This window comes from Magnetospirillum sp. (assembly GCA_027532905.1).
GTDB lineage: Bacteria > Pseudomonadota > Alphaproteobacteria > CACIAM-22H2 > CACIAM-22H2 > Tagaea.
The window spans coordinates 956880-982491 of sequence record JAPZUA010000001.1; the positions used below are offsets into that span (position 1 = coordinate 956880).

Sequence of the window (25612 nt, forward strand, 5' to 3'; positions counted from 1 at the left end):
CAGCCATGGCCGCGCGCGCACTCATGTTCCAGGGGACGGGATCGAACGTCGGCAAGTCGCTGCTGGTAGCGGGGCTTGCCCGCGCCTATGCGCGCCGGGGCTTGGCCGTGCGTCCGTTCAAGCCGCAGAACATGTCGAACAACGCCGCCGTCACCGCCGACGGCGGCGAAATCGGGCGTGCACAGGCCCTGCAGGCGCGCGCGTGTTTTGTGAGCCCGCACAGCGACATGAATCCGGTGCTGCTGAAGCCGCAGAGCGAGACGGGTGCGCAAGTCGTCGTGCGCGGCCAGGTACGCACCACGGCGCGCGCGCGCGACTACCATGCGCTGAAGCCGCAATTGCTGGCCGAGGTGCGCGCGAGTTTCCAGCGCCTGTGCGGCCAATGCGATCTCGTGCTCGTCGAGGGTGCGGGCTCGCCTGCCGAGATCAATCTGCGCGCGGGCGACATCGCGAATATGGGTTTTGCCGAATCCGAAAACTTGCCCGTGGTGCTGATCGGCGACATCGAACGCGGCGGCGTGATCGCAAGCTTCGCGGGCACGTTTGCTGTGCTGGAGCCAGACGAACGCGCGCGCATCGTCAGCACGATCGTCAACAAATTCCGCGGCGATATTTCTTTGTTCGACGACGGCCGCAAGGCGATCGAGCGCTGGACGGGAGCGCCCTGCCTCGGCGTGGTGCCGTGGTTTGCCGCAGCGGCACAGCTGCCCGCCGAGGACAGTGCGGGTCTTGGGGAGCGCTATGCGCGCAAGCACGGCGCCAAGATCAAGATCCGCGTGCCGCATCTCCCGCACATCGCGAATTTCGACGATCTCGATCCTTTGGCCGCTATGCCCGAGATCGATTTGGCTTTGCTCGAGCCGGGCGAGGCCTTGCAAGGCGATTGCGACATCGTGCTGCTGCCCGGCTCCAAAGCCACGATCGCCGATCTCGCCTTCTTGCGCGCGCAAGGTTGGGACATCGACATTGCCGCCCATCGCCGTCGCGGCGGCATCGTCGTGGGCCTCTGCGGCGGCTATCAGATGATGGGCCGCACGATCGCCGATCCCGACGGGCTCGAAGGCCCGCCTGCGGCCGTGCCGGGACTTGCGCTGCTCGACATCGACAGCGTGCTCGCCCCTGCAAAGACGTTACGCGAAATCGATGCGATCGATGCGCATTCGGGCTGCCGCATTCGCGGCTACGAAATTCATCTTGGGCTGACAACCGGTTCCGCGCGCGCGCTCCTCGATCTTGGCGGCGTGCCCGAAGGGGCCGTCTCGGCCGATGGCCGCGCGATGGGCTGCTATATCCACGGGCTGTTCGGCAACGCCGAATTCAGCAAAGCTTGGTTCGCACGGTTGGACGCGGCCATCGCCATGCCCGAAGATACGGACGCATCCGTCGACCGCACGCTCGACGCGCTCGCAGCCCATCTCGAAGCATCGCTCGATCTCGACCGGCTCTTGGAGTTTGCGCGATGCGGCTAAGCCAGCAGCGCCAAACGGCCGACGGCGAGTGCGGCAATCAGGCCCGCATGCACGAGGCACGCGGCCACGAACAGCCAGAGCGCGCGGCGCATATCTTCGAGCGTGGCGCGCGCCCGGCCCTTGCCGATCCACGGATCTTCGACCAGTTCGCTGCCGTAGCGGCGGGGACCTGCGAGCGCAAGACCGAGTGCGCCCGCAAAAGCACCCTCGGGCCAGCCCGCATTGACCGAGCGATGTTTGCGCGCATCGCTTACTGCTGTCGCTACGGCTTTGAAGGGTTTGGCACCAGGTGCGACAAACGCCGCCGCCGCGACGATCAAGGCACTCAAGCGTGCGGGGAGAAAATTCATCGCCGTATCGAGACGTGCCGCATAGCGGCCGAAATCGAGATAGCGTTCGTTGCGGTGGGCGATCATCGAATCGAGCGTGTTGGCGGCCTTGTAGGCCATCAGGCCCGGCAAGCCGAACAGCACGTACCAGAAGCAAGGGGCCACGACCGCGTCGGAGAAATTCTCGGCGAGCGATTCAATACCCGCACGCGCGACACCGTGCGCGTCGAGGCTTTCGGGATCTCGCCCGACGATGCGCGACACGGCCAAGCGCCCGCCGGCAAGCCCGCCTTTGTCGAGACCGTTCGCGACGTCTGCGACATGGTCGTAGAGCGAGCGCTGGGCGACGAGCACCGTCACGATCAGAATTTCGACGGCGGCACCCCACGGGTAGCGCCGCGCGTAGAGCAACACGAGCCAGCCGAGCGTTGCGGCAAGCCCCACCACCAGCACGACTGTAAGCCCGCCGCGCACGCGGCGCGCGCGCGGGCTGCGCTGCGGACGGTTGAGGCGCGCTTCAAGTGCTGCGATCAGAGCACCCAACCATTGCACCGGATGGCCGATCCGCGCGAAAACAGGGCGCATTTCGCCCACCACGGCATCGGCGGCAAGGGCCGCCAACAGGATCAGCAGCGGATCGACAAAACCAGGGCCCGGCAGAATCGGCATGCCGGGCACCTTGGCCGCTGCGGACGCGAAAATCAATCGACCAGGAGCATCAAATGAACGACAGCGCCATCATGATCTGCGGCCACGGCAGCCGCGACCTCGACGCGGTGCGCGAATTCGACACGCTCGTGTCCGAATTGCGCAAGCAGCTGCCGGGCCGCGCCGTGGGCTCGGGCTTTCTCGAATTCGCCCGCCCGATGATCCGCGAAGGGCTCGACAGCCTCAAAGCGCAGGGCGCCACGCACATCAAGGCCGTCCCCGCCATGCTGTTTGCGGCCGGCCACGTGAAAAACGACTTGCCGTGGGAGCTCAACACCTGGGCCTCCGAAAATCCCGGCATCAAGGTCGAGTTCGGCCGCGATCTTGCGATTGATCTGAAGCTCATCGAAGCGGCCAAGCAACGCATCGAAGAGGCCGAGGCGAAGGCCACGCGCCCCGCCACGCGCGCCGAAACTCTGCTCGTGGTCGTCGGGCGCGGCACCAACGATCCCGACGCCAACTCGAACGTCGCCAAAGTGGCGCGCATGCTGTGGGAGGGCATGGGCTTCGGCTGGTCGACCGTGGCCTATTCGGGTGTGGCCCATCCGCGCACGAACGAGTGCTTGGCGCGCGCCGTGCGTCTCGGTTTCCGGCGCATCGTCGTGTTCCCGTATTTCCTGTTCAACGGCATTCTCATCAAGCGCATCTATGAACAGACGGCCGAAGTGGCGCGCCTCAACGGCGACGTCGAGTTTCTGACGGCCGATTATCTCAGCACGCATCCCAACGTCGTCGCCGCCTTCCTCGAGCGGCTCGGCGAAATCGGCAGCGGCCAGAACGCGATGAACTGCATGGTGTGCAAATATCGGACGCAGATTATCGGCTACGAGGCCGATGTGGGGGCCCTGCAGGCCGGGCACCATCTGCATGTGCGCGGGATCGGCACCGACGGCGACCATGGCCATAGCCATGGCCACGATCATGGGCATGGGCATGGCCATAACCACGGCCACGACCATGGGCACGATCACGGCCATGCGCGTGGGCACGCGCACGACCATGGCCATGGCCACGATCATGCGCACCCCCATCCGCATCCGCACAAACACGACTGAGCTCGCATGGACTATCTGCGCAACCCGGCCGAGATCTATCGCCGCTCCTTTGCCACGATCGGAAGCGAGCGCGATTTGGGCCGCCTGCCGCCCGATCAGGCGGCCTTGGCGGCGCGCGTGGCACATGCCTGCGGCATGGTCGATGTGATCGACACGCTGGTCGTGAGCCCGAACGCGATTGCCGCCGCGCGTGCTGCCTTGCAGAACGGCGCGTCGGTGCTGTGCGACGCGCAGATGGTTGCCCATGGAGTTTTGCGCAAGCGGCTGCCAGCGGGCGTGCAGATCAAATGCACGATCGATGCACCCGAAACAGCGGCGCGTGCGGCAGCACTGGGCACCACGCGCTCGGCTGCCGCTGTCGATCTGTGGGACATCGAAGGGGCGGTCGTCGCCATCGGCAATGCACCGACGGCGTTGTTCCGCTTGCTCGAGAATATCGATGCCGGCGGCAAGCGTCCGGCGGCGGTGTTTGCGTTTCCGGTAGGGTTTGTGGGCGCCGCAGAGTCGAAAGCCGAACTTGTCGCCGCGCCGCGTGGACTTGAATTTGCGACATTGCCGGGCAGGCGCGGCGGCAGTGCGATGGCCGCTGCCGCGATCAACGCGCTGTTCGGCAATCCCGAGGCCAACCCATGAGCAAATGGCTCACGATCGTCGGCATCGGCGAAGACGGCATTGGCGGCTTGTCGGCGGCAGCGTCGGCGGCGATCGCTTCGGCACAAACGCTGATCGGCGGCAAACGCCATCTTGGACTCGTCGGCGCCACAAGCGCCGAGTGCTTCGAATGGTCGAGCCCACTCGACGCGACGTTCGACCTCATCGCGGCAAGGCGCAACACGCGTGTCGCCGTCCTCGCCTCCGGCGATCCGATGTGGTTCGGCATCGGCACCACGCTGTTGAAACGCTTTTCCATCGACGAGATGGCTGTGCTGCCGCATGTCTCGGCCTTTGCATTGGCGGCGGCCGAAATGGGCTGGCCACTCGATGCGGCCGAAAAAATCAGTCTGCATGGCCGCCCGCTCGAAGCGCTCGCTTTGCATCTCGCACCAGGCGCCAAGCTGCTTGCCCTCACCGCCGATAGGGCAGCCCCTGCCGCGATCGCGGCGTTTCTGGCGGCACGCGGCTATGGCGCTTCGCCCGTGACCGTGCTCGAACATTTGGGCGGGCCGAAGATGCGGCGCATCGTTCGCACAGCCGCATCGTTGCCGCCGGGTCCCTATGCCGATCTCAATACGCTCGCGATCGAATGTGCGGCCGACGCAAACACGCTTGCGCTGTCGCGTGTTCCGGGCATGCCCGATGCCGCTTTCGAACATGACGGCCAACTCACAAAACGCGCAGTACGAGCAGCAACGCTTGCAGCTCTTGCACCCCTTCCCGGCCAGCTTTTGTGGGATATCGGGGCAGGCAATGGCTCGATCGCCATCGAGTGGCTGCGCGCGGTGCCGCACACACGCGCGATCGCCGTCGAGCGCGATGCCGCGCGCCATGCGCGCCTCCTGCACAACGCACAAACGCTCGGCGTGCCGCATTTGCAGGCGGTCGCAGGCTCGGCGCCAGCGGCATTCACGGGCCTTCCCGCCCCCGATGCCGTGTTCGTCGGCGGCGGCCTTTCCACACAAGGCCTCGTCGATGCGGCGTGGGCAGCGCTTAAACCGGGTGGCCTGTTCGTCGCCAATGCCGTGACGCTCGAAGGCGAGAGCGTGCTGGCCGAACTTCACCGCAGCAACGGCGGCGAGATGATGCGCCTCGCCGTCGCACATGCCGAGCCGGTCGGTCCGCATCGCGGCTGGCGTGCCGCGATGCCCGTCACGCAATGGATCGGGCGCAAGACATGAGCGGCACCCTTTACGGCATTGGCGTGGGACCCGGCGATCCCGAGTTGCTGACGCTCAAAGCTGTGCGGCTGATCGCTTCGTGCCCAGTCTTGGCGTATCCCGCCCCGGAATCGGGCGAGGCCTTGGCGCGCCGTATTGCCGCCCCGCACATCCCCATCGGCAAGATCGAACTGCCGATCCGCCTGCCGATCGAGATCGAACGCCATCCCGCCCAAGACGCGTACGATGCCGGTGCGGCGTTGCTAGCCGAACATCTTGCGGCGGGCCGCGACGTGGCGCTTCTGTGCTTGGGCGATCCGCTGTTCTACGGCAGCTATATGTATCTGCATGCGCGACTTGCCGAGCGCTTCCAAACGCGTATCGTGCCCGGCGTCACGTCGTTTGCGGCGTCGGCCGCCCTTTCGCACCACGCACTCGCCGCGCGCGAAGACAGCGTGACGGTGGTGCCTGCGACCTTGACCGACGACGAGATCGAACGGCGTATCGCCGCGCACGATTCGCTGGTCTTCCTGAAACTCGGCCGCCATTTCGCGCGGCTGCGCGAAACACTCGCGCGGCTCGGCCTTGGCGACCGCGCAGTCTATGTCGAACGCGCCGGGCTCGACGGCGAACGCACAATGCCGCTTGCGCAAGCCACGCACGCGACCGCCCCCTATTTTTCGCTGATCCTCGTGCATCGGCGCGGCAAGGCCTGGACATGAAGCCCGTTCTTTTCTGCCTCACGCAAGCCGGTGCCGATCTTGCCCGCAAGCTTGACGGCGAGCTGCATGGCTTTCGCCCGCGCGTTGCCGACGCCGAAATCGCCTTCGACGACGCAACCGCGCATCTGGCGGCCCTGTTCGCGGCCGGTCGATCCATTGTCGGCTTCTGTGCAGCCGGCATCCTCGTGCGCGCGGTCGCTCCGCTGCTTGACGACAAACGGAGCGAGCCGCCGGTCGTCGCCGTCAGTGCGGATGGCAAATTCGCGATCCCGCTTTTGGGCGGTCATCGCGGCGCAAACCGCTTGGCGCAGGATGTCGCGGCTGCCCTCGGCGGCCAAGCGGCCGTCACCACGGCGGGCGATGTTGCCCTCTGCGTGTCGCTCGACGAACCGCCGCCGGGCTGGCGCATCGCCAATATCGACGCGGTAAAGCCCGTGGCGGCAGCTTTGCTCGCGGGCGAAAGCGTGCGCATCGAAGGTACTGCTCCCTGGCTCGATACCTTGCCGCAAAGCGAAACCGCGCAAACGACGATCCGCGTCACGGCACACAAGCAAGCCGCCGATTCGAAGGCGCTGATCTATCACCCGCCGTTGCTGGCAGTCGGGGTCGGCTGCGAGCGCGGCACGTCGCAGGCCGAAATCGAAACGCTGATTGCAACAACGCTCGACGAAGCAGGCTTGGCCGCCGCTGCCGTCGCATGCCTCGTGTCGATCGATGTCAAATCCGACGAGCTTGGCTTGCTGGCAGTCGCCGAAAAATTCGGCGTGCCCGCGCGCTTCTTCGATGCAGCCACGCTTTCGGCGCAAGAGCCGCGCGTGACGGCACCTTCCGACTATGTCCGCGCCACCGTGGGCACCGCGTCCGTCGCCGAGGCATCCGCACTCGCAGCCGTGGGGTCGACCGGGACACTGCTGGTGCCCAAGCGCAAATCGATTCGAGCGACCTGTGCGGTCGCCGTATCGCCCGTTCCGCTCGATGCGGCAAAGATCGGCCGCGCGCGCGGCCATCTCGACATTGTCGGCATTGGTCCGGGCAGCGACGCGTGGCGCACACCCGAAGCGAGCGAAGCCCTCGCGGCAGCCGACTGCGTGGTCGGCTACGGGCTCTATCTCGATCTCGTCGCCGATCTGATCGATGGCAAGCAGCGTTTCGAAACGGGCTTGGGCCACGAAACGGGCCGCGTCGAACGTGCGCTCGATCTTGCGGCCGAAGGACGGCGTGTGGCGCTTGTCTGTTCGGGCGATGCCGGCATCTATGCGCTTGCGACGCTAGCGTTCGAGCGGCTCGAAGCCGGTGCGCCCGAGCGCCGGCGCATCGCAGTGCGCGTCTGCCCCGGCATTTCGGCCTTGCAGGCAGCAGCGGCAAGGCTTGGCGCCCCGCTTGGCCACGATTTCTGCGCGATCTCGCTGTCGGATTTGCTGACGCCGACCGCCACGATCGAGCAGCGTTTGCGTGCGGCCGCTGACGGCGATTTTGTCGTGGCCCTCTACAACCCCGCCTCCGAACGGCGGCGCAGCCTGCTGCCGCTGGCGCGCGACATCTTCACGGCGGCGCGCGGTGCGGATTGCTTGGTGGCGTGTGCGCGCAATCTCGGGCGCGACGGCGAGAAGGTGTCGATCTTCCGCCTCGGCGACGATTGGGTCGAAAGCGTTGACATGCTCACGCTCGTCATGATCGGCAGCGCGGCCACGCGCGCTTTTGCGATGGGCGGCCAGCAACGGCTTTACACGCCGCGCGGCTATGCGGCCAAGGAAACGCCATGAGTGTGGATTTCATCGGGGCGGGACCGGGTGCGCCGGACCTCATCACCTTGCGCGGCTTGCGCGCCATCCAGCGCGCCGACCTCGTGCTCTATGCAGGCTCGCTCGTGCCCGCCGAAATCGTTGCCGAGCGGCGGCCGGGTGTGGAAGCGATCGACACCGCCCCATTGGCGCTGGACGCGATTGTCGACGCGATGGCGGCGGCCCACGCCAAAGGCCAGCACGTGGCCCGCGTGCATTCGGGCGATCCGTCGCTCTACGGTGCGACCGCCGAACAGATGCGAAGGCTCGATGCGCTCGGCATTCCCTACGACGTGATCCCGGGCGTGCCCGCCTATGCCGCAATGGCGGCGGCGATGCGCACCGAGCTCACTTTGCCGGGCATTGTGCAAAGCGTGGTGCTCACGCGCACCGCCACGCGCGCTTCGGCGATGCCCAACGGCGAGACGCTGGCGAATTTCGCCGCGACGGGGGCAACGCTCGCCATCCATCTGTCGATCGCCAACCTTGCCAAAGTCGTACGCGAGTTGGCGCCGCTCTACGGCAGCGATTGTCCCGTCGCGATCGGCTACCGAGTAAGTTGGCCCGACCAGCAATTCCTTGCGGGCACGCTTGCCGATATTCGCGACAAGGTCAAAACGGCGGGCTTCACGCGCACCGCCCTCATTCTTGTTGGTCCCGGCCTGGGCGCGGACAATGCGGCCGACAGCCGCCTCTATGCCGCCGACCATACCCATGTGCTGCGCCCGGCGGCAAAGCGCTGAAAATCAGCGCGGCGCACCGTTTCGACGCAGGTAATCGGCAATCGCTCGCCGATTCGCGGCCTCGGCGATCGCAAGCGCCGTGCGGCCCGTGGCGTCGGTCGGCGTCAAATCGACCTTGGCCTGGACCAGCGCTTCGACGACCCGCAAATGCCCCTCGCGCGCGGCTAGCATAAGGGCGGTCGAACTCGTGCTGCGCTCGATCAGATTGAGATTGGCGCGGCCGGCGATCAAGGCCTGCACGACGCCGACATGGCCGCGTTCGCTTGCCCACATCAGCGGCGTGCGGCCCTCGCGGTCGCGAAGATCGGGCGTGGCGCGCGCGTCGAGCAGCATCTTGGCGATCTCGGCATTGCCGCCCACGGCGGCGATTACCAGGGCCGGACGATTGTCGAGATCGAGTTGGTTGGCCGAGATGCCGGCAATCAACTGCTGGCGCACGCCGTCGACGCTGCCTTCCCGCACCGCCTCGGCAAGCGGGCGGCGGATCAGCACTTCGATGCCGATCTGGGCTTGGGCCGGCACGGCAAGCAGCACGGCGAGAAAGACAAAAACGAAGCGACGCATGACTGGACTTTAGGAAGTTCCCGCGTGCGTCGCAAGCCAAGCGACGGCGTCGGCAATGCTTGCCACAGTCGGTCCCGGGGGCGGCGACGGACGGCGCAGCAGCACGACCGGCAGACCGAGATTGCGCGCGGCATCGAGCTTCGCGCGCGCGGAGTCGCCACCACTTGCTTTGGCAAGAATGACCTCGATGGCTTCGGACTTGAGGAAGCGGCGTTCGGCCTCGCGTTCGAAGGGGCCGCGCATCACGACGACACGCGCGCCCGGCAAATCGACCGGACCAGGCTCGGCACGCCGCACCAGGAAGTCGAGGTCGAGGGCGGCAAGCGGGGCAAGCCCGTCTGCGAAGGCCACGAACACGCGCCGCCCCATCGCGGGCAACAGCCGCACGGTGGCCCCGACGTCGTCGACAAAGAGCCAGCGGTCGCCGTCGACCGGCGGCCATTCGGGCCGCACAAAGGCCGCACGTGGGACATTGGCTTGCGTGCAGGCCAAGACTGCGTTGGCGGACATGCGAACGGCAAACGGATGCGTGGCATCGATGCAGACCGCGATGTTCTCGGCACGGAGATAGGTGCCGAGCCCAGCTGCCCCGCCGAAGCCGCCGCTGCGCATCTGGGCAGCACTCGCACTCGGCGCTGCCGTTCGCCCGGCAAGCGACAGGATGGTCTCGTAGCCATCGCCGACGAGGCGATCGGCGAGCAACCGCGCTTCGCCGGTACCGCCGAGAATGAGAATGCGCTTTTTCATGGCCCTGCCTGTCCGATCAGTTCGCCCGCCCGGTCGACGACCAGCACGTCGAGGGCGATCGCGGGGCCGGCGATCTCGGCGGCGATACGCTGCGCGTCTTCGGCGATGCGCTGGGCGAGCGGCAGTTTGGCCGACCGTGCCAGTGCGAGGATCGCACCGGCCGAAGCGTCGGGGGCGGATGCCGCTTCGCACAGTTCGGGGGCAGCACCCAAGGCTGCGAGGCGGTTGGCGAGATGGCGACCGTCAACGCGGCTGCGCGACGAGTGCAGATCCATCGCCCCCGCCGCGAGTTTGGCAAGCTTGGCAAAACCGCCCGCGACGGTCACGCGTGCGACCGGATGGACCCGCAAATACTTCAAAGTGCCGCCCGCGAAATCGCCCATGTCGAGCAGGGCCGAATCGGGCAATGCATAAAAGCTCTTCACAAACGCCTCCGAGGTCGAGCCGGTGGCCGCCGCGACATGGGCCAAGCCCTCGGCGCGGGCCACGTCGATGCCGCGATGGATCGAGTGGATCCAGGCGGCACACGAATAGGGCGTGACGATGCCGCTCGTGCCCAGCACCGACAAACCGCCGACGATGCCCAAGCGCGCATTCAGCGTTTTGACGGCGCGCTTTTCGCCGTCCGGGATCGACACCGTGACGATCCAGTCGGCTCCGTACTCGGCCAGCGCCGTCGCGATGATGGCTCGGGGTGCCGGATTGATCGCCGGCTCGCCGACGGCAAGGGCGAGGCCCGGTTTGGTGACCGTGCCGACGCCGATGCCGGCGCGAAAAGCGAGCCCCTGGCCGGGGACATTGCGCACGAGCCGGACCCGGATTTCGGCGCCGTGTGTGACGTCGGGATCGTCGCCGGCGTCTTTGACGATGCCGGCCTCGGCGAAATCGGCGCCGACAATGCCGCCGACGACGGCAAATGTCGGCGTTTGGCCCTGCGGCAGGCGAATCGTGACCGCCGACGGCATCCGCCCCGTCGCGAGCGCTTCGGCGGCGGCCCGGGCGGCGGCGGCGGCACAGGCCCCGGTCGTCCAGCCGCTGCGCAAAGGCCCCGAAGGCTTGGGCGGAAGTTCGTCTTCGACCATGATTTCAGTAGGGTAGCATCGCAAGCCCGGGCCGGATAGACTGGCAGCGATGGACGATCACGGTCTTGAAATGCCGGTCTTCGAACCGGGCAGCGTTTGGCTGGTGGGGGCTGGCCCGGGCGATCCCGGGCTGTTGTCGCTGTACGGCCTGCATGCGCTGCGGGGGGCCGACTGCGTCGTCTACGACGCACTTGTCGATGCGCGGATCCTGAAGCTCGCGCGCACCGGGGCAAGCCTGTGGTTTGCGGGCAAACGCGGCGGCCGCCCGAGCCCCAAACAACGCGACATCACGCTTCGCCTGATCGAGCTGGCGCGCAGCGGCAAACGCGTGCTGCGCCTCAAAGGCGGCGACCCATTTGTGTTCGGCCGCGGCGGCGAAGAAGCGCTTGGCCTTGCCGGTGCCGGGATCCCGTTCCGCATCGTGCCCGGCATCACGTCGGGTATTGGCGGGCTTGCCTATGCCGGTATCCCGGTCACGCATCGCGACACCAACCACGCCGTGACCTTCATCACCGGCCACGGCGTGACCGGCGACGTGCCCGACGGTCTCGACTGGCCGGCCCTTGCCAACGGTGCGCCAACGCTCGTTTTCTACATGGCGCTCAAACATCTGGGCCGCATCGCCGACCTGCTGATCGCCGCCGGCCGTGCCGGCGACACGCCCGCGGCACTGGTCGTGCGCGCGAGCACCAAGGACCAGCAAGTGGTCGAAACCACGCTCGCCCGCGCGGCTGCCGATGCGCACGCCAGCGGCATCGAACCGCCCGCCTTGTTCGTGGTCGGAGAGGTCGTGCGCTTGCGCGCCGGGCTCGACTGGCAGGGCCAGGCTCTGGGCCGCATCCTCGATCCCGACCCGCTGGGTCTGGGCAACCGCCAGACGGCGGAAACGGCATGAAAGGAAAACAGCACATGGTGCGTCCGACTTTTGCGGCAGCCCTCCTCGCGGTCCTCGCCTTGGGCGCTTGCGAATCGCGCACGTCCTGGGTCAAGGAAAGTGCGCCGGCAGGCCAGCTCGACTACGACCAGCGCGAATGCCGCCGCAATGCGGGCGACTACGGCTATATCGAGCGCGGGCCCTCCTACTCCACCGATGCAGGCCGCAATGTTGGCCAGTCGGTGGTGGCCGAAGAGTATCGGCGCTGCATGGAGCTGCGCGGTTGGCGGCGCGAGCGCGGCTCCGAAACGAGCGGGCCCACCGCCGGCGACCGCCGCTCTTGAGGCAAACACCGGGGCTGATCCTGGCCGCGCCCGCCTCGGGCAGTGGCAAGACGACCCTGGCGCTGGGGCTGGCACGCGCGCTGGTCCGCAAGGGCCTGCGCATCGCGCCCGCCAAGATCGGCCCCGACTATATCGATCCGACCTTCCACCAAGCGGCCGCAGGCCGGCCCTGCCCCAATCTCGACCCGTGGGCGATGCGGCCTGCAACACGGGCGGGCCTCGTTGCCGAGCTTGGCCAGAACGCCGACCTCGTGCTGTGCGAGGGTGTGATGGGGCTCTATGACGGTATTGACGCCGCCGGGACCGCCTCCACCGCCGAACTCGCCGCCGAGACCGGCTGGCCCATCCTCCTCGTCGTCGATACGCGCGGGCTTGCCGCTTCGGTTGGACCTTTGGTGGCGGGTTTCGAAAACGCTGCCAAAGGTTTTAAAGTCGTCGGCGCCATTGCCAACCGGGTCGGAAGTGCAAGCCACATCGCCCTGCTGCGCGAGGCCCTGCAACGCCATTGCCCCTCCATCGCATTTTTGGGCGGGGTCAAGCGCCAAGCCGATCTCGTCGTGCCCGAGCGGCATTTGGGGCTTGTACCGGCGGGCGAACGAAGCGACCTCGAACCCTTCCTCGAGCGCGCTGCCGATGCGTGTGCCGCCGGCGTCGATCTCGACGCGATCGTGGGTCTTGCCCGGCCAAGCCATCTCGCCGCCGCTGCGCCGCCGATCTTGATCCCGCCCTTGGGCCAACATATCGCGATCGCCAAAGACGCCGCTTTTGTCTTCGCCTATCCGACCCTGCTCGAATCCTGGCGCCGCCAGGGTGCGAGTTTAAGCTTCTTCAGCCCGCTTGCCGACGAGCCCCCCACGCCCGACGCCGATGCCGTGTTCTTGCCCGGCGGCTACCCTGAATTGCATGCCGCAACGCTCGCCGCAGCTGCCCGTTTCAAAACCGCTCTGCGTGGTTTCCGAGGCTTCGTCTACGGCGAATGCGGGGGCTATATGACTCTCGGCCGCAGCCTCGAAGACGCTTCCGGCATCCGCCACGCGATGCTCGACCTGCTGCCGATCGATACCTCATTTGCGACTCGTAAATTGCATTTGGGGTATCGGGCGATGCGGCTGCGGAACCGAACACCGTTCGGTGCGGCCGGAGCGATGTTTCGCGGCCACGAATTCCACTATTCGACCGTTTCGGGCGAAAATCCGGCCGATGCGCTGTTCGAAACATGCGACGCGCGCGGACATGCGCTAGACTCCGGCGGCTTGCGACGCGACAATTTCGCCGGATCGTTTTTTCATCTGATCGACCGCACTGAGGCTTGAACCCGCCCATGCTCTACCATTTCTACGACATGCAGCAGACGATGCTTTCGCCCGTGCGTTTGGCCGCCGAAACCGTCCAGCACATGTTCAGCCATCCGCTCATGCCGATGTCGTACACACGCATGGGCCGCGCGATGGCTGCCGGTGCGGAGATGCTTGAGCGCGCCACGCGCCGCTACGGCAAGCCCGCCTTCCGCCTCGACCAGGTCACGATCGACGGTGTGGAATGCCCGATTGTCGAAGAGGTCGTGCACACGAAGCCCTTCTGCGATCTGCTGCATTTCGACCGCGCCACGCCCACGACGCGCAACGATCCCAAAGTGCTGGTCGTGGCCCCGATGTCTGGCCACTACGCGACCTTGCTGCGCGGCACGATCGAAGCCCTGCTGCCCGACCACGATGTCTATGTGACCGACTGGGTCAACGCCGCACTCGTGCCGCTCGTCGAAGGCCCGCCCTTCGATCTCGACGCGTATGTGGACTATCTGATCGAGTTCCTCGAAGTGCTGGGCCCTGAGACCCATATCATCGCGGTCTGCCAGCCCTCGGTGCCGGTGATGGCAGCCGTGGCGCTGATGTCGGCCGACGACGGCGCTTTGGCGCCGCGCTCGATGACCTTGATGGGCGGACCAGTCGATACGCGCGTGAACCCCACGAAGGTGAACCAGCTTGCGGCCGAACGTTCGATCGAATGGTTCGAACGCTCGGTCTTGTCGACCGTACCGGCCAACTATCCGGGCTTCATGCGCCGGGTCTATCCGGGCTTTCTGCAGCTCAGCGGCTTCATGAGCATGAATCTCGACCGCCATGTCGGCTCGGCCATGAAGCAGTTCCAGCATCTCGTGCGCGGCGACGGCCTCAGCGCTCAAGGCCATCGCGAATTCTACGACGAGTATCTGTCGGTCATGGATCTCGACGCTGCCTTCTATCTGCAGACGATCAAGGTCGCCTTCCAGGACCACGATCTGCCGCGGGGGACGTGGGTTTCGCGCGGCCGTAAGGTCGATCCGAGTGCGATCCGCAACACGGCCCTGCTCACGGTCGAAGGCGAACTCGACGACATCTCCGGCGTGGGCCAGACCTACGCAGCGCATGTGCTGTGCAACAACCTGCCCAGCGACAAACACCGCCACTGGCTGCAGAAGAATGTCGGCCATTACGGCATCTTCAACGGCAAGCGTTGGCGCAACGAGATCCTGCCGCAAGTGCGCGGCTTCATCCGCGACAATCGATAGAGCCGGGGCGCTGACGCGTCGGCAAGACGCCCGAGTTACGGACCGCAAAATTTTGCGCGACATAGACGCGACATTTATGCGCCATCTGCGCAACATGCGCGCGACATAGGCGCGACATTTTTCGCCTCAAGTATCTGATAAATAAGCAAACGTCGCGTCCGAAACAGCGGTTTTCGCCGCTGTCGCGTAGGAGCGTTTGCCGCCATCTTCCTCTTCACTTTTCAAACAGCACACGCCGTCGCCGACGATGCACTGATGAAATCATATTCGCTTTATGTACGCAATCAGAAAATAAACTTATTTGCGCATTTCACCACGCATTTGATCATGCCGCTCGATCATCTTGCGGCGAGTCTCGGGCGACATTTTGTCCCAACGTTCGCGCATCTGCTCATAGGACGGCTCGGTGCGCGGCCCGCGCATGCGATCCATCGCACGCTCGCGGGCCGGATGGTCCATGTCGTCCCAGCGCTTGCGCATATCGTCGCGCATCTGCGCCTGGGCGAGCGGGGCAACGACGATACCGGTTGCCAATACAGTCAGGAAAAGACGGCGATCCATGGGCTCATGCCTCCTTCGAGTGACAGCGAAGGATAGAGGCTGCGCCGTTTGAGAGCCCTGCGCATTGCGGCATATCAATACCGCGTGCGCGCCCCTACCGCCCCGCGCGCGTGACGAGGGCGAGGCCCACGAAGATCGATGCCATCGCGGCCCAGATGTAGAGGCTGTGCTGTTCGCCGAACAGCAGCCAGCCCCAGAACACGCCGGCGAGCGTCACGAGAAAACCGGTCTGGCTGAAAAAGACCGGCCCTGCGAGGCGCAAGGTTTCGAAAAACAGCAGCGAGCCGATACCGGCGAGCGCGCATTGAAGCAACAGCGCCCAGTCGCCGTTGTTCTGCGGCGGGATCGGCAGGTGCCACACGCCCAATCCAGCCGCGAGCGGCAGGATGCAGGCGGCGGCTCCGATCTGCATGGTCGCGGCCAAAGCGATCGAATCGACGCCGTCGGGCCGCGCCTTGGCGATGTAAATGTTCGAAGCGGCGTAGAAAAACGGCATCAGCAGGCACGCTAGAACCCAGGGCAGCAGGTCGGGATCCGGCAGGCTCGCGCGCGGCCCTACCACAAGCAAAGCACCGGCGAGCCCGCAGCCGAGCCCGAGCAGGCGCAGGCTGTGGCGCTTTTCCATGCCGAGGCCGAGCGCCATCGCATAGGTCATCAGTGGCGACAGCGTGTTGAGAACGGCCGCAAGCCCCGCCGGCACATGGCCGACGACAAGCACCGCCAGCGAATTGGGGATCGCGATGGCGGTGGCCCCGGCAATCAGCGTATAGACCCAAAAGCGGCGGGCGAGCGGCAGGCTGGCGCCGCGAAAGCGCGCCACCGCCGCCAACAGGCAAGCGGCCGACACCGAAATCGCCAGCGTGAAGCCGAACGGATGGATGCCCGACGCATAGGCGATCTTCGCGAGCGAAAATTGCAGACCCCAGATCAGGCCCATGCACAACATGTAACCGAGGGCGAGATAGAGTCGGCGACCTGTCAGGGTCGGCGCTGCAGCGGGAGGAGACGAATCCATGAAGTTCGCAAGCTACAACATCCAATACGGCAAGGGCAAAGACGGTCGTTTCGACCTTGCGCGCATTGCCGCAAGCGTCGCCGATGCCGACGTGATCGCTTTGCAGGAGGTCGAGCGCTTCTGGCCGCGTTCCGGCAATGTCGACCAGCCGGCCGAGCTTGCGGCCCTGTTGCCGGATTTCTACTGGGTCTACGGACCCGGCTACGACATGGATGCCGACACCGGCCGGCCCGGTGGTGCGCGCCGCCAGTTCGGCAACATGTTGCTGTCGCGCACGCCGATCGTCACGTCGCGCAACCATCTCTTGCCCAAATACGGCGCGGTCCATCAATTCTGCCTGCAGCGCTCGGCTCTCGAAGGGGTGATCGAAACGCCGACGGCGGGGCCCTTGCGTCTCTATTCGCTGCATCTCTCGCATATCGACGACGGCGACCGCGCCGCCCAAGTGGACCGGCTCATCGAACTCCACCGCACCGCCCCCGACGAAGGCGGGGCGTGGTTCGGTGCCCACAAAGATGCCGACTGGACCCAAGGCCGACCGCCGCCGCCGATGCCGCAGGCGGCTTTGTTCATGGGCGATTTCAACATCACCTTCCGCTCGCCGCTTTATGCGCGGCTGGTCGGGCCGCTGTCGGCCGAGTTCGGCCGCGTGACGGCCAGAAGCGGCTTCGTCGATGCCTATGTGGCGGCCGGAAACGATGTGGCGAGCGGCTGGAGCTGCGACAGTACGCTCACGCATCGCGAGCGCATCGATTTCTGCATGGCGAGCGCGGTCTTGGGCCCCCGGATCAAACGCGCCTGGATCGACAACGACGCCCAAGGTTCCGACCACCAGCCGATCTGGACGGAGATCGAGCTTTAGGCGCCGAGATTTAGGCGGCGAGATTTAGGCGTTGGGGCTGCGCCGCAGGCTGCGACCGGACTCGACGTCGAACAGATGCACGTTGGCGGGCGACGCCGAAACCGCGATCGTCCGCCCCGGATCGGCCGCATCGGATGGCAGGGCGAGCACGAAGGCTTCGCCCGCCAGCATGCCGTGCAGTAGGCGCGTGGCTCCAAGCTCTTCGGTCACGTCGCACTGCAGACGCGGCTGCTGCGGCCCCGGGGCCGCTTCGACCTTCGCTTCTTCCGGGCGCAGACCGACTTCGACCTTCGCCCCTTTGCCGGGCGCGTAAACGGCAGCATCGAAACGCAGGCGGCTGCCATCGGCAAGCGCCACCTCGTCAGCCGACACGACCGTGCCCGAAACCAGATTCATCGCCGGCGAGCCGATGAACGTCGCCACGAATTTGCTCAAAGGAGCGCGGTAGATTTCGAGCGGCGTGCCGACCTGTTCGATGCGCCCGCCATTCATGACCACGACCTGGTCGGCGAGCGTCATCGCCTCGACCTGGTCGTGCGTGACGAAGATCGACGTCGCCTTGAGGCGGTTGTGCAGCTTGCGGATTTCAAGGCGCATCTGCACGCGAAGCTTGGCGTCGAGATTGGACAGCGGCTCGTCGAACAGGAACGCCGCCGGCTCGCGTACGATGGCCCGTCCCATCGCCACGCGCTGGCGCTGGCCGCCCGAAAGGGCGCGCGGCTTGCGCTTCAAGTAGGGCTCGATCGCGAGCAGGCGGGCGGCATCGGCCACGCGCCGCGCAATCTCGTCCTTGGGCGTGCCGCGATTGCGCAGCCCATAGGCCATGTTGTCGTACACGGACATGTGCGGATAGAGCGCGTAGTTCTGGAACACCATCGCGATGTCGCGCTCCGACGGCTCGACGTCGTTGACCGTGCGCCCGCCGATCGAAACTGTGCCGCCGCTGATCTCCTCGAGACCCGCGATCATGCGCAGCAGCGTCGACTTGCCGCAGCCCGAGGGGCCGAGCAGCACGGTGAAATTGCCGTCGGGGATCGTGAGCGAAATGCCCTTCACGGCTTCCACGCCGCCCGCATAGACCTTGCGCACCGAATCGAGAATCACGCTCGCCATTTCTTCCGTCCTTCGCGCGCCTTCGTCACTTTTCCGTCTCGACCAGACCTTTGACGAACAGCTTCTGCATCAGCACCACGACCAGCACCGGCGGCAGCAAGGCGAGCACCGCTGTGGCCATCGCGAGCTGCCATTCTGTCAAGGCGTCCTGCGTGACGATCATCTTTTTGATGCCGATCACGATCGTCTGCATGTTGTCGCGCGTCGTGATCAGAAGCGGCCACAGATATTGGTTCCAGCCGTAGATGAACTGGATCACGAACAGGGCCGCCATCGTCGTGATCGACAGCGGCAGCAGCGTGTCCTTGAAAAAGCGCACCGGCCCCGCCCCGTCGATCTTCGACGCTTCGACGAGTTCTTCGGGCACGGTCATGAAAAACTGGCGGAACAGAAGCGTGGCGGTCGCGGACGCGATCAGCGGCAGCGTGAGGCCAGTGTAGGTGTCGAGCAGGCCGAGATCGGCGACGATCTTGTAGGTGGGATAGATGCGCACTTCGACGGGCAGCATCAATGTGACGAAAATGAGCCAGAACGCAGCCATCCGGAACGGAAAGCGGAAGAACACGATCGCGTAGGCCGAGATCAGCGAGATCGCGATCTTGCCGAGTGCGATGACGAGCGCCATCACGAAGCTGTTCAGCAGCATCGTGCCGACCGGCTCGCGCGTGGTGGCGCGAGCGCCAGAAAACACGATGCGCTCGTAGTTTTCCAGCATCTGGTTGCCGGGCAACAGCGACATCTGGCCGTTCTGCACGGTGGCGGCGTCGTAAGTGGAGGCGAGCAAGGCGAGATAGACCGGGAACGCGACGATGCACACGCCGACGAGCAGCACGACATGCGGCACCACGCGGCCGACGAGGGTTTCGCGCTCGACCATCAGTACTGCACCCGGCGCTCGACGAATTTGAACTGCACGGCCGTGAGCGCGATCACGATCGCCATCAGCACGACCGACTGGGCAGCCGAGCCGCCGAGATCGCTGCCGAGTTTGCCGTCGGCATAGACCTTGTAGACCATCGTCGTCGTGTTACCGGCAGGGCCGCCGCTCGTGACCGAGTCGATGATGCCGAACGTGTCGAAGAACACGTAGACGATGTTGACCGTGAGCAGGAAGAAGGCCGTGGGCGATAGCAGCGGGAAGATGATCGTCCAGAAGCGGCGCATCGGCCGCGCTCCGTCAATGGCGGCGGCCTCGATCACGCTCTTGGGGATCGCGGCGAGGCCGGCGAGGAAGAAGAGGAAATTGTACGAGATCTGCTTCCACGTGGCGGCCAGCACCACGAGGATCATCGCGTGGTTGCCGTTCAAGAGCGGGTTCCAGTCGATGCCCCAGCTGCGCAGCGCCTTGGCGAGCATGCCGAGCGACGGCTGGAACATGAAGAGCCACAGAACGCCTGCAACGGCCGGGGCCACCGCATAGGGCCAGATCAGCATCGTCTTATAGATGGTGGCCCCTTTGATCTGCTTGTCGGCCATCACGGCGAGCAGAAGCCCGCTCGACAGCGACAGAAATGCGACCAGCACCGAGAACACGGCCGTGGTGCCCATCGTGCGGTAATATTCGGGGTTGGCGGCGAGGATCGTGTAGTTCTCGAACCACACGAATTCGGTCGAAATGCCGAACGCGTCCTGCATTAGCATCGATTGCCAGACCGCCTGTACGGCCGGCACGTAGAAGAAGACGACGACGATCGCGAATTGCGGCAGCAGTAGCGAATAGGGCAGGACTTTGCCGCCGAACAGCGCGCGTCGTTCCATGCTGCGAAGTCTCCGTTTCCTTCGAAGAAACGGGCCGGGTCCGCGAAGGACCCGGCCCGCCCGTTTCAGACCGCGTTCAGCGCGTGACCGTGCGCTCGAACTGGCGCAGCGAGGCGTTGCCGCGCGCAACGGCCGCATCCATGGCCTGCTGGGCCGTCTTGGTGCCCTGCAGGGCCGCTTCGATTTCTTCCGACCAGATGTCGCGGATCTGGACGAGGTTGCCGAAGCGCAGACCCTTCGAGTTCTCGGTCGGCGCCTTGTTCGTGAGCGACTTCAGCGGCGTCTCGAGATAGGGGTTCGTGTTGTAGAAGCCCGACGCCTTGACCTTTTCGTAGGCCGCCGTCGTGATCGGCAGGTAGCCCGATTCGGTGTGCAGGCGCGCCTGGCGGTCGGTGTCCGACAGGAAGGCGAAGAACTTGGCAACGCCCTTGTACTCGTTGGCGTTCTTGCCGCCCATGACCCACAGCGAAGCGCCGCCGAGCGTCGAGTTCTGCGGCGCACCCGCCACGTCCGGATAGTACGGCATCGCGGCGTTGGCCCAGTCGAACTTGGCGTTCGCCTTGACGTTGCCGTAGAAGCCCGACGAGGTGATCATGATCGGGCATTCGCCCGACGTGAACGTGCCTTCGCCCGTGTTGGTGCGGCCGCCATAGACGTAGGTCTTGTCCTTGGCGAGTTCGGCCAGATTGGCGAAGTGGCGCACATGCGTGGGCGAGTTGATGCGGAACTCGGTGTCGAAACCGTCGATGCCGTTCGACTTGGTGCCGATCGGAATGTTGTGCCACACCGAGAACTGCTCGATGTTGACCCACGTGACCCACGCGGTCGAGAAGCCGCAATTGGGCGTGGCCGACGCCTTAAGCTTCTTGGCGGCTTCGAACACTTCGGGCCAAGTCTTGGGCGGCGCGTCCGGATTGAGGCCAGCCTTGCGGAAGGCGTCCTTGTTGTACCACATCACCGTCGACGACGAGTTGAACGGGAAGGACAGCATCTCGCCGCGCGCGGTGGAATAGTAGCCCGCGACCGCCGGCAGATAGGACGACGGATCGAAGCGTTCGCCCGCTTCCTTCATGAGATCGGCGACCGGCTTGATGGCGCCGCGGGCTGCCATCATCGTGGCCGTCCCCACTTCGAACACCTGCATGATGTGCGGCGCGTTGCCGGCGCGGAACGCGGCGATGCCGGCGTTCATCGTGTCGGGGTACGAACCTTTGTAGGACGCGACGACTTTGTATTCGCGCTGCGAGGCGTTGAATTCATCCGCAAGGCGGTTGACGACGTCGTTGTTCGCACCCGTCATCGCATGCCACCACTGGATCTCGACTTGCGCGAAGGCAGGTGCAGCGGCGGCGACCATCGCGGCGGCGGCCGTGGCGCAAAGCAGATTTCGACGAAAAATCATCAGGTCTCTCCCCTTTTTGTGACGCAAGGATTCGCCCGCACGAACGGGCTCCTGCGTCGTTTAAGCGTGCAGAATGTCTCGTGTGCAACGCTTTTGTGAAGCTTTTATGACATAGCCCGATGGGCAAGAATAGTGCGCTCTTACCGGGTGGTTTTCCGACTGCCGGAATAGTCCGAACGCACGCGCGCGACCGCGTCTTGCCAGCCGCCATAGAGCTTGTCGCGCGCGGCCGCCGCCATTTTTGGCGTAAACAGCCGGTCGGCGCGGCGCAGCTTGGCGATGTCGGCGGTCGAGCCATAGACGCCCGCCCCCAGCCCCGCCAACGCCGCCGCCCCCCAAGCGGTCGTCTCGGTCACGACGGGACGGTCGACCGCCACACCGAGCTGGTCGGCCAAAAACTGCATGACCCAGTCGTTCGCCGCCATGCCGCCATCGACGCGCAGTGTCTTGATCGCGGCCTTGGGCCCGAGATCTTTCTGCATCGCCGCCATCAGATCGCGCGTTTGGTAAGCGGTCGATTCGAGGGCGGCGCGCACGATCTGCGCTTGCCCTGAATCGCGCGTAAGGCCGAGGATGGCTCCGCGCGCATCGGGGTCCCACCACGGCGCACCAAGGCCCGTGAAGGCCGGCACGAGATAGACGCCGCCATTGCCGTCGAGCTTGCGCGCGATCGCTTCGCTGTCGGCGGCGTTGGCGATGGCTTTGAGCCCGTCGCGCACCCATTGCACGACCGCACCCGAAATGAAGATCGAGCCTTCGAGCGCGTAGGCGGTTTTGCCGCCGAGCCTGTAGGCGACGGTGGACAAGAGGCGGTTTTTCGAACGCACGAATTTGTCGCCGGTGTTGAGCAGCACGAAACAACCCGTGCCGTAGGTGCTCTTGACCATGCCCGGCGAAAAACACGCTTGGCCGAACGCGGCCGCCTGCTGGTCGCCCGCGATGCCGCGAATGGGAATGGCCCCGCCGAAGAGCTTCGCGTCGGCAGCGCCGAAATCGTCGGCCGAATTTCGCACCTCCGGCAGCAGGCTTGCCGGGATCGCAAACGCCTTCAGCAATTCCGCGTCCCAGACTTGGCGCTTGATGTCGAACAGCATCGTGCGCGCGGCATTCGTGGCATCCGTCGCATGCACCTTGCCGCCCGTAAGGCGCCACAGCAAAAACGTGTCGATCGTGCCGAACGCAAGCCGCCCGGCTTTGGCGGCAGCCCGCGCACCCGCCACATTGTCGAGCAGCCACGCGATTTTGGAGCCGGAGAAATACGCGTCGAACAAAAGGCCCGTGCGCTTGCCGAGTTCGGCGTCGCCGATCTTCGTGCGCATCGTGCGGCACCAATCGGCCGTGCGCCGATCCTGCCAGACGAGCGCTTTGTGGATGGGTTTGCCCGTCTCGCGATCCCACACGAGCGTGGTTTCGCGCTGGTTCGTGATGCCGATCGCGGTTACGTCGGCGGCTTTGGCCTTGGCGTTCGAAAGCGCGCGGCGCACGACCGACAAGGTTGCGGTCCAAATCTCCTCGCCGTCATGCTCGACCCAACCGGGGGAAGGGTAATATTGCTTGAGCTGGACTTGGGCGGACGCAACGGGCGTGCCGTCGGTCGCAAACAGGATGGCGCGCGTCGAGGTGGTACCCTGGTCGATCGCAAGCAGATATTTGCCGGACATGGAACTTGCCGCCGCTCCCCTCGTGCTTTTTTATCGTTGCCGATGGGGATTCGTACGGCAGGCCCGCCTATTGTTCAAGGGCCGCCCAATCGACGCCGGCGAGCCGGTCGGCATCGGCGGCCACGTTGTAGATCTGCGCACTCACGCGCACCCACAACGCGTTCTCGAACGCCATGATCGGCGCTTGCACGCGCGCAATGTCGTAGAGCTTGGTGAGCAAGGCGAGGGCGCGCTTCTCGTCGCACACGCCGCCGAGCGGCAGGCGGATTGCGGCAAGGTGTGCGCGCGCTTCCGGCGGCCCCAGAATCTCGGTGCCGAACGACGCCGCCAAGCGGGCGGCCATCGCCGCACAAAGCGCATTGTTGTGCGCCCGGATCTGCGGCCAGCCGAAGCGTGTACCAAAGGCGAGCCCCTCCGGGATCGCGAGCCACGCGCCGACGTCGCGCGTGCCCGTCCAATCGAACTCGGCCGCGAGCCCCTGGTCGAGCCCGTGCGAGATCGTCGGCGGATGGACCCATTTGCGATGGGCGGGCGCCACGCTCAGAAACGCCGCCCCCTTCGCGGCAAACAGCCATTTGTGGCAATTGCCGACATAGAAATCGGCATCGAGGGCGGCCAGATCGAGCGGCAATTGGCCCGGTGCATGGGCACCATCGACCAAGACCGGCACGCCCATCGCGCGCACGGCCGCCAAGATTTCGGCGACCGGCAGCACCAAAGCACTCGGCGAGGTGATGTGGTCGACGATCAGCAAACGCGTTTGCTTCGGCAATTGGGCCGCGATGTCGGCGGCTGTGGGCACGGCGCGGCCGAAATCGAGCCGCACATGCGTGGCACTCGCGCGCCTGCACACGTAATCGACCGTCTTGGCGACGGCGCGGTAGCCGTGATTGGTCGTGACGATGCAGTCGCCCGGCTGCAGATCGAGCGAACGCAGCACGGCGTTGGCCCCTTGCGTCGCGTTTTCGACGAGCACCAGACCGTCGGGATCGGCGTTCAGAAATGCCGCAAGAGCCGTGCGCGCGGCCGCAACCGCATCGGGCCACACGCGCCGCACAAAATGCGTGGGGTCGGCCTCCATGCGCCGGCGCCACGCTTCGGCGGCATCGCGCACAGCGATGGGCGTGGCGCCGAACGAGCCGTGATTGAGTTGGGCGGTCGAAAAATCGAGCTGGAATTCCGCGCGGCAGGCGAGGCCGAACTCAGGCATTTGGTTTTGCGGCGAGGGCGGCTTCGACGGCCTTGCGGATTTCGGGACCCGTCGGCGACACGCGGCTCGGCCACGACGCGATCGGCTGCCCGTCGCGCCCGAACAGATGCTTGAAGAAATTCCAGCGCGGATTGGCGCCCTCGCCCATCGACTGCGCGATCCATTTGTAGAGCGGATGCGCCTTCGGGCCGGCGACGACGTTTTTCTCCGCCATCGGGAACGACACATCGAAGCCTTCGCAGAAGGCTTTGATCTCGGCGTTGGTACCCGGCTCCTGGCGGCCGAAATCGTCGGACGGCACGCCGACCAGCACGAGGCCCTTGTCCTTGTAGAGGTCCCAAAGTTTTTCGAGCTCGGTGTATTGCGGGGTGTAGCCGCAGAACGACGCCGTGTTGACGACGAGCACGGGCTTGCCGCGATAGGCCGACAAAGGCAGCGCTGTACCCTCGATCGACGTGAATTCGAAATCGAAAACGGACATGCCGGTGTTCCTTGAGGGTGCGGCCGCAGCTTTGCCGATCAGCTTTTCGCCGTAGTAGGTGCCCATCGCGACCGCAAAGCCGAGGCCTGCAAACAGGCGGCGCGTGACCGGCAAAGGCGGGGTCGTGCGTTTAGCCATAACGTTCCTCCGTCCACGGATCGCCGTGCATGTGGTAGCCGCGCTGCTCCCAGAAACCTGCGCGATCTTCGGCCACGAATTCGAGCTTCGCAAGCCACTTCGCACTCTTCCACAGATAGAGCTTCGGCAGAATCAGCCTTACCGGCCCGCCATGCGCGAGCGACAAGGGTGCGCCCTCCCAGGAATGGGCGAGCAGCACGTCGTCGTCGGCAAAGGCGGCAAGCGGCACGTTCGTCGTGTAGCCGTCGAACGAATGCTGGATCACGAAGCGCGCCTCAGGCTTGGGCCGCACAAGATCGAGCAGATCGTGCGTGGCGACCCCGCGCCAACGATTGTCGAAGCGCGACCACGCCGTCACGCAATGGATGTCGGACAGGAAGTCGGTCTGCTTCTGGCGCTGGAACGCCGCCCAATCCCATTTGAGCGGGGCTTCGACAAGGCCAAAAACCTCGAGCGACCAGTCTTCCGTCGAAACGCCGGGCTCCACGCCGATATCGAGCACGGGCCACGTATCCACGCGGCGCTGGCCGGGCGGCAGGCGCTCGGCAGGCGGCGCGGCAGCGCCGGTCAAAAGCCGGCCGTCGCGCGCCCATTTTTGCTTGGCGGCAATGAGTTTGTCGTCAGTCATGAT

At 65.6% G+C, this 25612-nt stretch carries 26 protein-coding genes; 12 read left to right on the forward strand and 14 right to left on the reverse strand.

Features of this window, described 5'->3' with window-relative positions:
- Positions 1-5: 5 nt before the first annotated feature.
- Positions 6-1469 (forward strand): cobyric acid synthase, encoded by a 1464-nt coding sequence (locus tag O9320_04650; GenBank protein MCZ8310119.1) that lies wholly within the window; start codon positions 6-8, stop codon positions 1467-1469.
- On the opposite strand, the gene cbiB is transcribed toward O9320_04650, so the two are convergent.
- Complete coding sequence (cbiB, locus tag O9320_04655; GenBank protein MCZ8310120.1) at positions 1466-2467, reverse strand: adenosylcobinamide-phosphate synthase CbiB; 1002 nt, start codon at positions 2465-2467, stop codon at positions 1466-1468. The genes O9320_04650 and cbiB overlap by 4 nt on opposite strands.
- 53 nt (positions 2468-2520) lie before the next feature.
- Here cbiB and O9320_04660 point away from each other — a divergent pair, with 53 nt between their 5' ends.
- Genes O9320_04660 through cobM form a run of 6 tightly spaced genes read left to right on the forward strand, consistent with a single transcriptional unit; the run spans position 2521 to position 8621 of the window.
- A complete protein-coding gene (locus O9320_04660; GenBank protein ID MCZ8310121.1) occupies positions 2521-3561 on the forward strand; it encodes a sirohydrochlorin chelatase in 1041 nt (346 codons plus the stop codon).
- Positions 3562-3567: 6 nt separating this feature from the next.
- On the forward strand, positions 3568-4194 hold the full coding sequence (locus O9320_04665; GenBank protein ID MCZ8310122.1) for a precorrin-8X methylmutase: 627 nt from the start codon (positions 3568-3570) through the stop codon (positions 4192-4194).
- On the forward strand, positions 4191-5396 hold the full coding sequence (gene cbiE / locus O9320_04670) for a precorrin-6y C5,15-methyltransferase (decarboxylating) subunit CbiE (protein MCZ8310123.1): 1206 nt from the start codon (positions 4191-4193) through the stop codon (positions 5394-5396). The genes O9320_04665 and cbiE overlap by 4 nt, the downstream gene beginning before the upstream one ends.
- Complete coding sequence (gene cobI / locus O9320_04675; protein ID MCZ8310124.1) at positions 5393-6097, forward strand: precorrin-2 C(20)-methyltransferase; 705 nt, start codon at positions 5393-5395, stop codon at positions 6095-6097. Before cbiE ends, cobI begins: the two co-directional genes overlap by 4 nt.
- Complete coding sequence (gene cobJ / locus O9320_04680; protein MCZ8310125.1) at positions 6094-7860, forward strand: precorrin-3B C(17)-methyltransferase; 1767 nt, start codon at positions 6094-6096, stop codon at positions 7858-7860. Before cobI ends, cobJ begins: the two co-directional genes overlap by 4 nt.
- Positions 7857-8621, forward strand: coding sequence for a precorrin-4 C(11)-methyltransferase (gene cobM / locus O9320_04685; GenBank protein MCZ8310126.1), 765 nt, complete (start codon positions 7857-7859; stop codon positions 8619-8621). The genes cobJ and cobM overlap by 4 nt, the downstream gene beginning before the upstream one ends.
- Before the next feature lie 3 nt (positions 8622-8624).
- Here cobM and O9320_04690 read toward each other — a convergent pair whose 3' ends face one another.
- The 3 genes from O9320_04690 to O9320_04700 are packed head-to-tail and all read right to left on the reverse strand — an operon-like array spanning position 8625 to position 11014.
- Positions 8625-9185, reverse strand: a complete 561-nt coding sequence (locus O9320_04690; GenBank protein ID MCZ8310127.1) for an ankyrin repeat domain-containing protein — start codon at positions 9183-9185, stop codon at positions 8625-8627.
- Between the two features lie 9 nt (positions 9186-9194).
- Positions 9195-9932 carry a cobalt-precorrin-6A reductase gene (locus O9320_04695; GenBank protein MCZ8310128.1) on the reverse strand — a complete coding sequence of 246 codons (738 nt, stop codon included), beginning with the start codon at positions 9930-9932 and terminating at the stop codon, positions 9195-9197.
- The gene (locus O9320_04700) at positions 9929-11014 is read right to left on the reverse strand and encodes a cobalt-precorrin-5B (C(1))-methyltransferase (protein ID MCZ8310129.1); all 1086 of its coding nucleotides are present in this window, start codon (positions 11012-11014) and stop codon (positions 9929-9931) included. The genes O9320_04695 and O9320_04700 overlap by 4 nt, the downstream gene beginning before the upstream one ends.
- 49 nt (positions 11015-11063) lie before the next feature.
- On the opposite strand from O9320_04700, the gene cobA reads away from it, so the two are divergent.
- From cobA to phaZ, 4 genes are read left to right on the forward strand one after another with little or no spacing between them, the layout of a single operon-like run.
- A complete protein-coding gene (gene cobA / locus O9320_04705) occupies positions 11064-11909 on the forward strand; it encodes a uroporphyrinogen-III C-methyltransferase (protein MCZ8310130.1) in 846 nt (281 codons plus the stop codon).
- Between the two features lie 14 nt (positions 11910-11923).
- The gene (locus tag O9320_04710; GenBank protein MCZ8310131.1) at positions 11924-12232 is read left to right on the forward strand and encodes a hypothetical protein; all 309 of its coding nucleotides are present in this window, start codon (positions 11924-11926) and stop codon (positions 12230-12232) included.
- Complete coding sequence (locus O9320_04715; protein ID MCZ8310132.1) at positions 12229-13545, forward strand: cobyrinate a,c-diamide synthase; 1317 nt, start codon at positions 12229-12231, stop codon at positions 13543-13545. Before O9320_04710 ends, O9320_04715 begins: the two co-directional genes overlap by 4 nt.
- Positions 13546-13553: 8 nt before the next feature.
- Positions 13554-14780: a polyhydroxyalkanoate depolymerase gene (gene phaZ, locus O9320_04720; GenBank protein ID MCZ8310133.1), complete on the forward strand. Its 1227-nt coding sequence runs from the start codon at positions 13554-13556 to the stop codon at positions 14778-14780.
- A gap of 297 nt (positions 14781-15077) precedes the next feature.
- Here phaZ and O9320_04725 read toward each other — a convergent pair whose 3' ends face one another.
- Together O9320_04725 and O9320_04730 are read right to left on the reverse strand one after the other, a co-directional pair.
- Positions 15078-15341, reverse strand: coding sequence for a hypothetical protein (locus O9320_04725; GenBank protein ID MCZ8310134.1), 264 nt, complete (start codon positions 15339-15341; stop codon positions 15078-15080).
- Between the two features lie 94 nt (positions 15342-15435).
- A complete protein-coding gene (locus O9320_04730; GenBank protein MCZ8310135.1) occupies positions 15436-16356 on the reverse strand; it encodes a DMT family transporter in 921 nt (306 codons plus the stop codon).
- On the opposite strand from O9320_04730, the gene O9320_04735 reads away from it, so the two are divergent.
- Positions 16355-17218, forward strand: coding sequence for an endonuclease/exonuclease/phosphatase family protein (locus tag O9320_04735; protein ID MCZ8310136.1), 864 nt, complete (start codon positions 16355-16357; stop codon positions 17216-17218). The genes O9320_04730 and O9320_04735 overlap by 2 nt on opposite strands.
- 24 nt (positions 17219-17242) lie before the next feature.
- Here the strand turns inward: O9320_04735 and ugpC are convergent, their stop codons facing one another.
- The 8 genes from ugpC to O9320_04775 form a co-directional block, all read right to left on the reverse strand.
- The gene (gene ugpC, locus O9320_04740) at positions 17243-18331 is read right to left on the reverse strand and encodes a sn-glycerol-3-phosphate ABC transporter ATP-binding protein UgpC (protein ID MCZ8310137.1); all 1089 of its coding nucleotides are present in this window, start codon (positions 18329-18331) and stop codon (positions 17243-17245) included.
- Between the two features lie 25 nt (positions 18332-18356).
- Complete coding sequence (gene ugpE, locus O9320_04745) at positions 18357-19208, reverse strand: sn-glycerol-3-phosphate ABC transporter permease UgpE (protein ID MCZ8310138.1); 852 nt, start codon at positions 19206-19208, stop codon at positions 18357-18359.
- Positions 19208-20089: a sn-glycerol-3-phosphate ABC transporter permease UgpA gene (gene ugpA, locus O9320_04750; protein ID MCZ8310139.1), complete on the reverse strand. Its 882-nt coding sequence runs from the start codon at positions 20087-20089 to the stop codon at positions 19208-19210. Before ugpA ends, ugpE begins: the two co-directional genes overlap by 1 nt.
- Positions 20090-20165: 76 nt before the next feature.
- Entirely contained in the window at positions 20166-21491 is a 1326-nt protein-coding gene (gene ugpB, locus O9320_04755) for a sn-glycerol-3-phosphate ABC transporter substrate-binding protein UgpB (protein MCZ8310140.1), read from the reverse strand.
- 140 nt (positions 21492-21631) lie between these two features.
- A complete protein-coding gene (gene glpK, locus O9320_04760; protein ID MCZ8310141.1) occupies positions 21632-23152 on the reverse strand; it encodes a glycerol kinase GlpK in 1521 nt (506 codons plus the stop codon).
- Positions 23153-23219: 67 nt separating this feature from the next.
- Complete coding sequence (locus tag O9320_04765; protein MCZ8310142.1) at positions 23220-24362, reverse strand: aminotransferase class V-fold PLP-dependent enzyme; 1143 nt, start codon at positions 24360-24362, stop codon at positions 23220-23222.
- Positions 24355-24981 (reverse strand): glutathione peroxidase, encoded by a 627-nt coding sequence (locus O9320_04770; GenBank protein MCZ8310143.1) that lies wholly within the window; start codon positions 24979-24981, stop codon positions 24355-24357. Before O9320_04770 ends, O9320_04765 begins: the two co-directional genes overlap by 8 nt.
- The gene (locus tag O9320_04775) at positions 24974-25609 is read right to left on the reverse strand and encodes a sulfite oxidase-like oxidoreductase (GenBank protein MCZ8310144.1); all 636 of its coding nucleotides are present in this window, start codon (positions 25607-25609) and stop codon (positions 24974-24976) included. Before O9320_04775 ends, O9320_04770 begins: the two co-directional genes overlap by 8 nt.
- Positions 25610-25612: the final 3 nt, after the last annotated feature.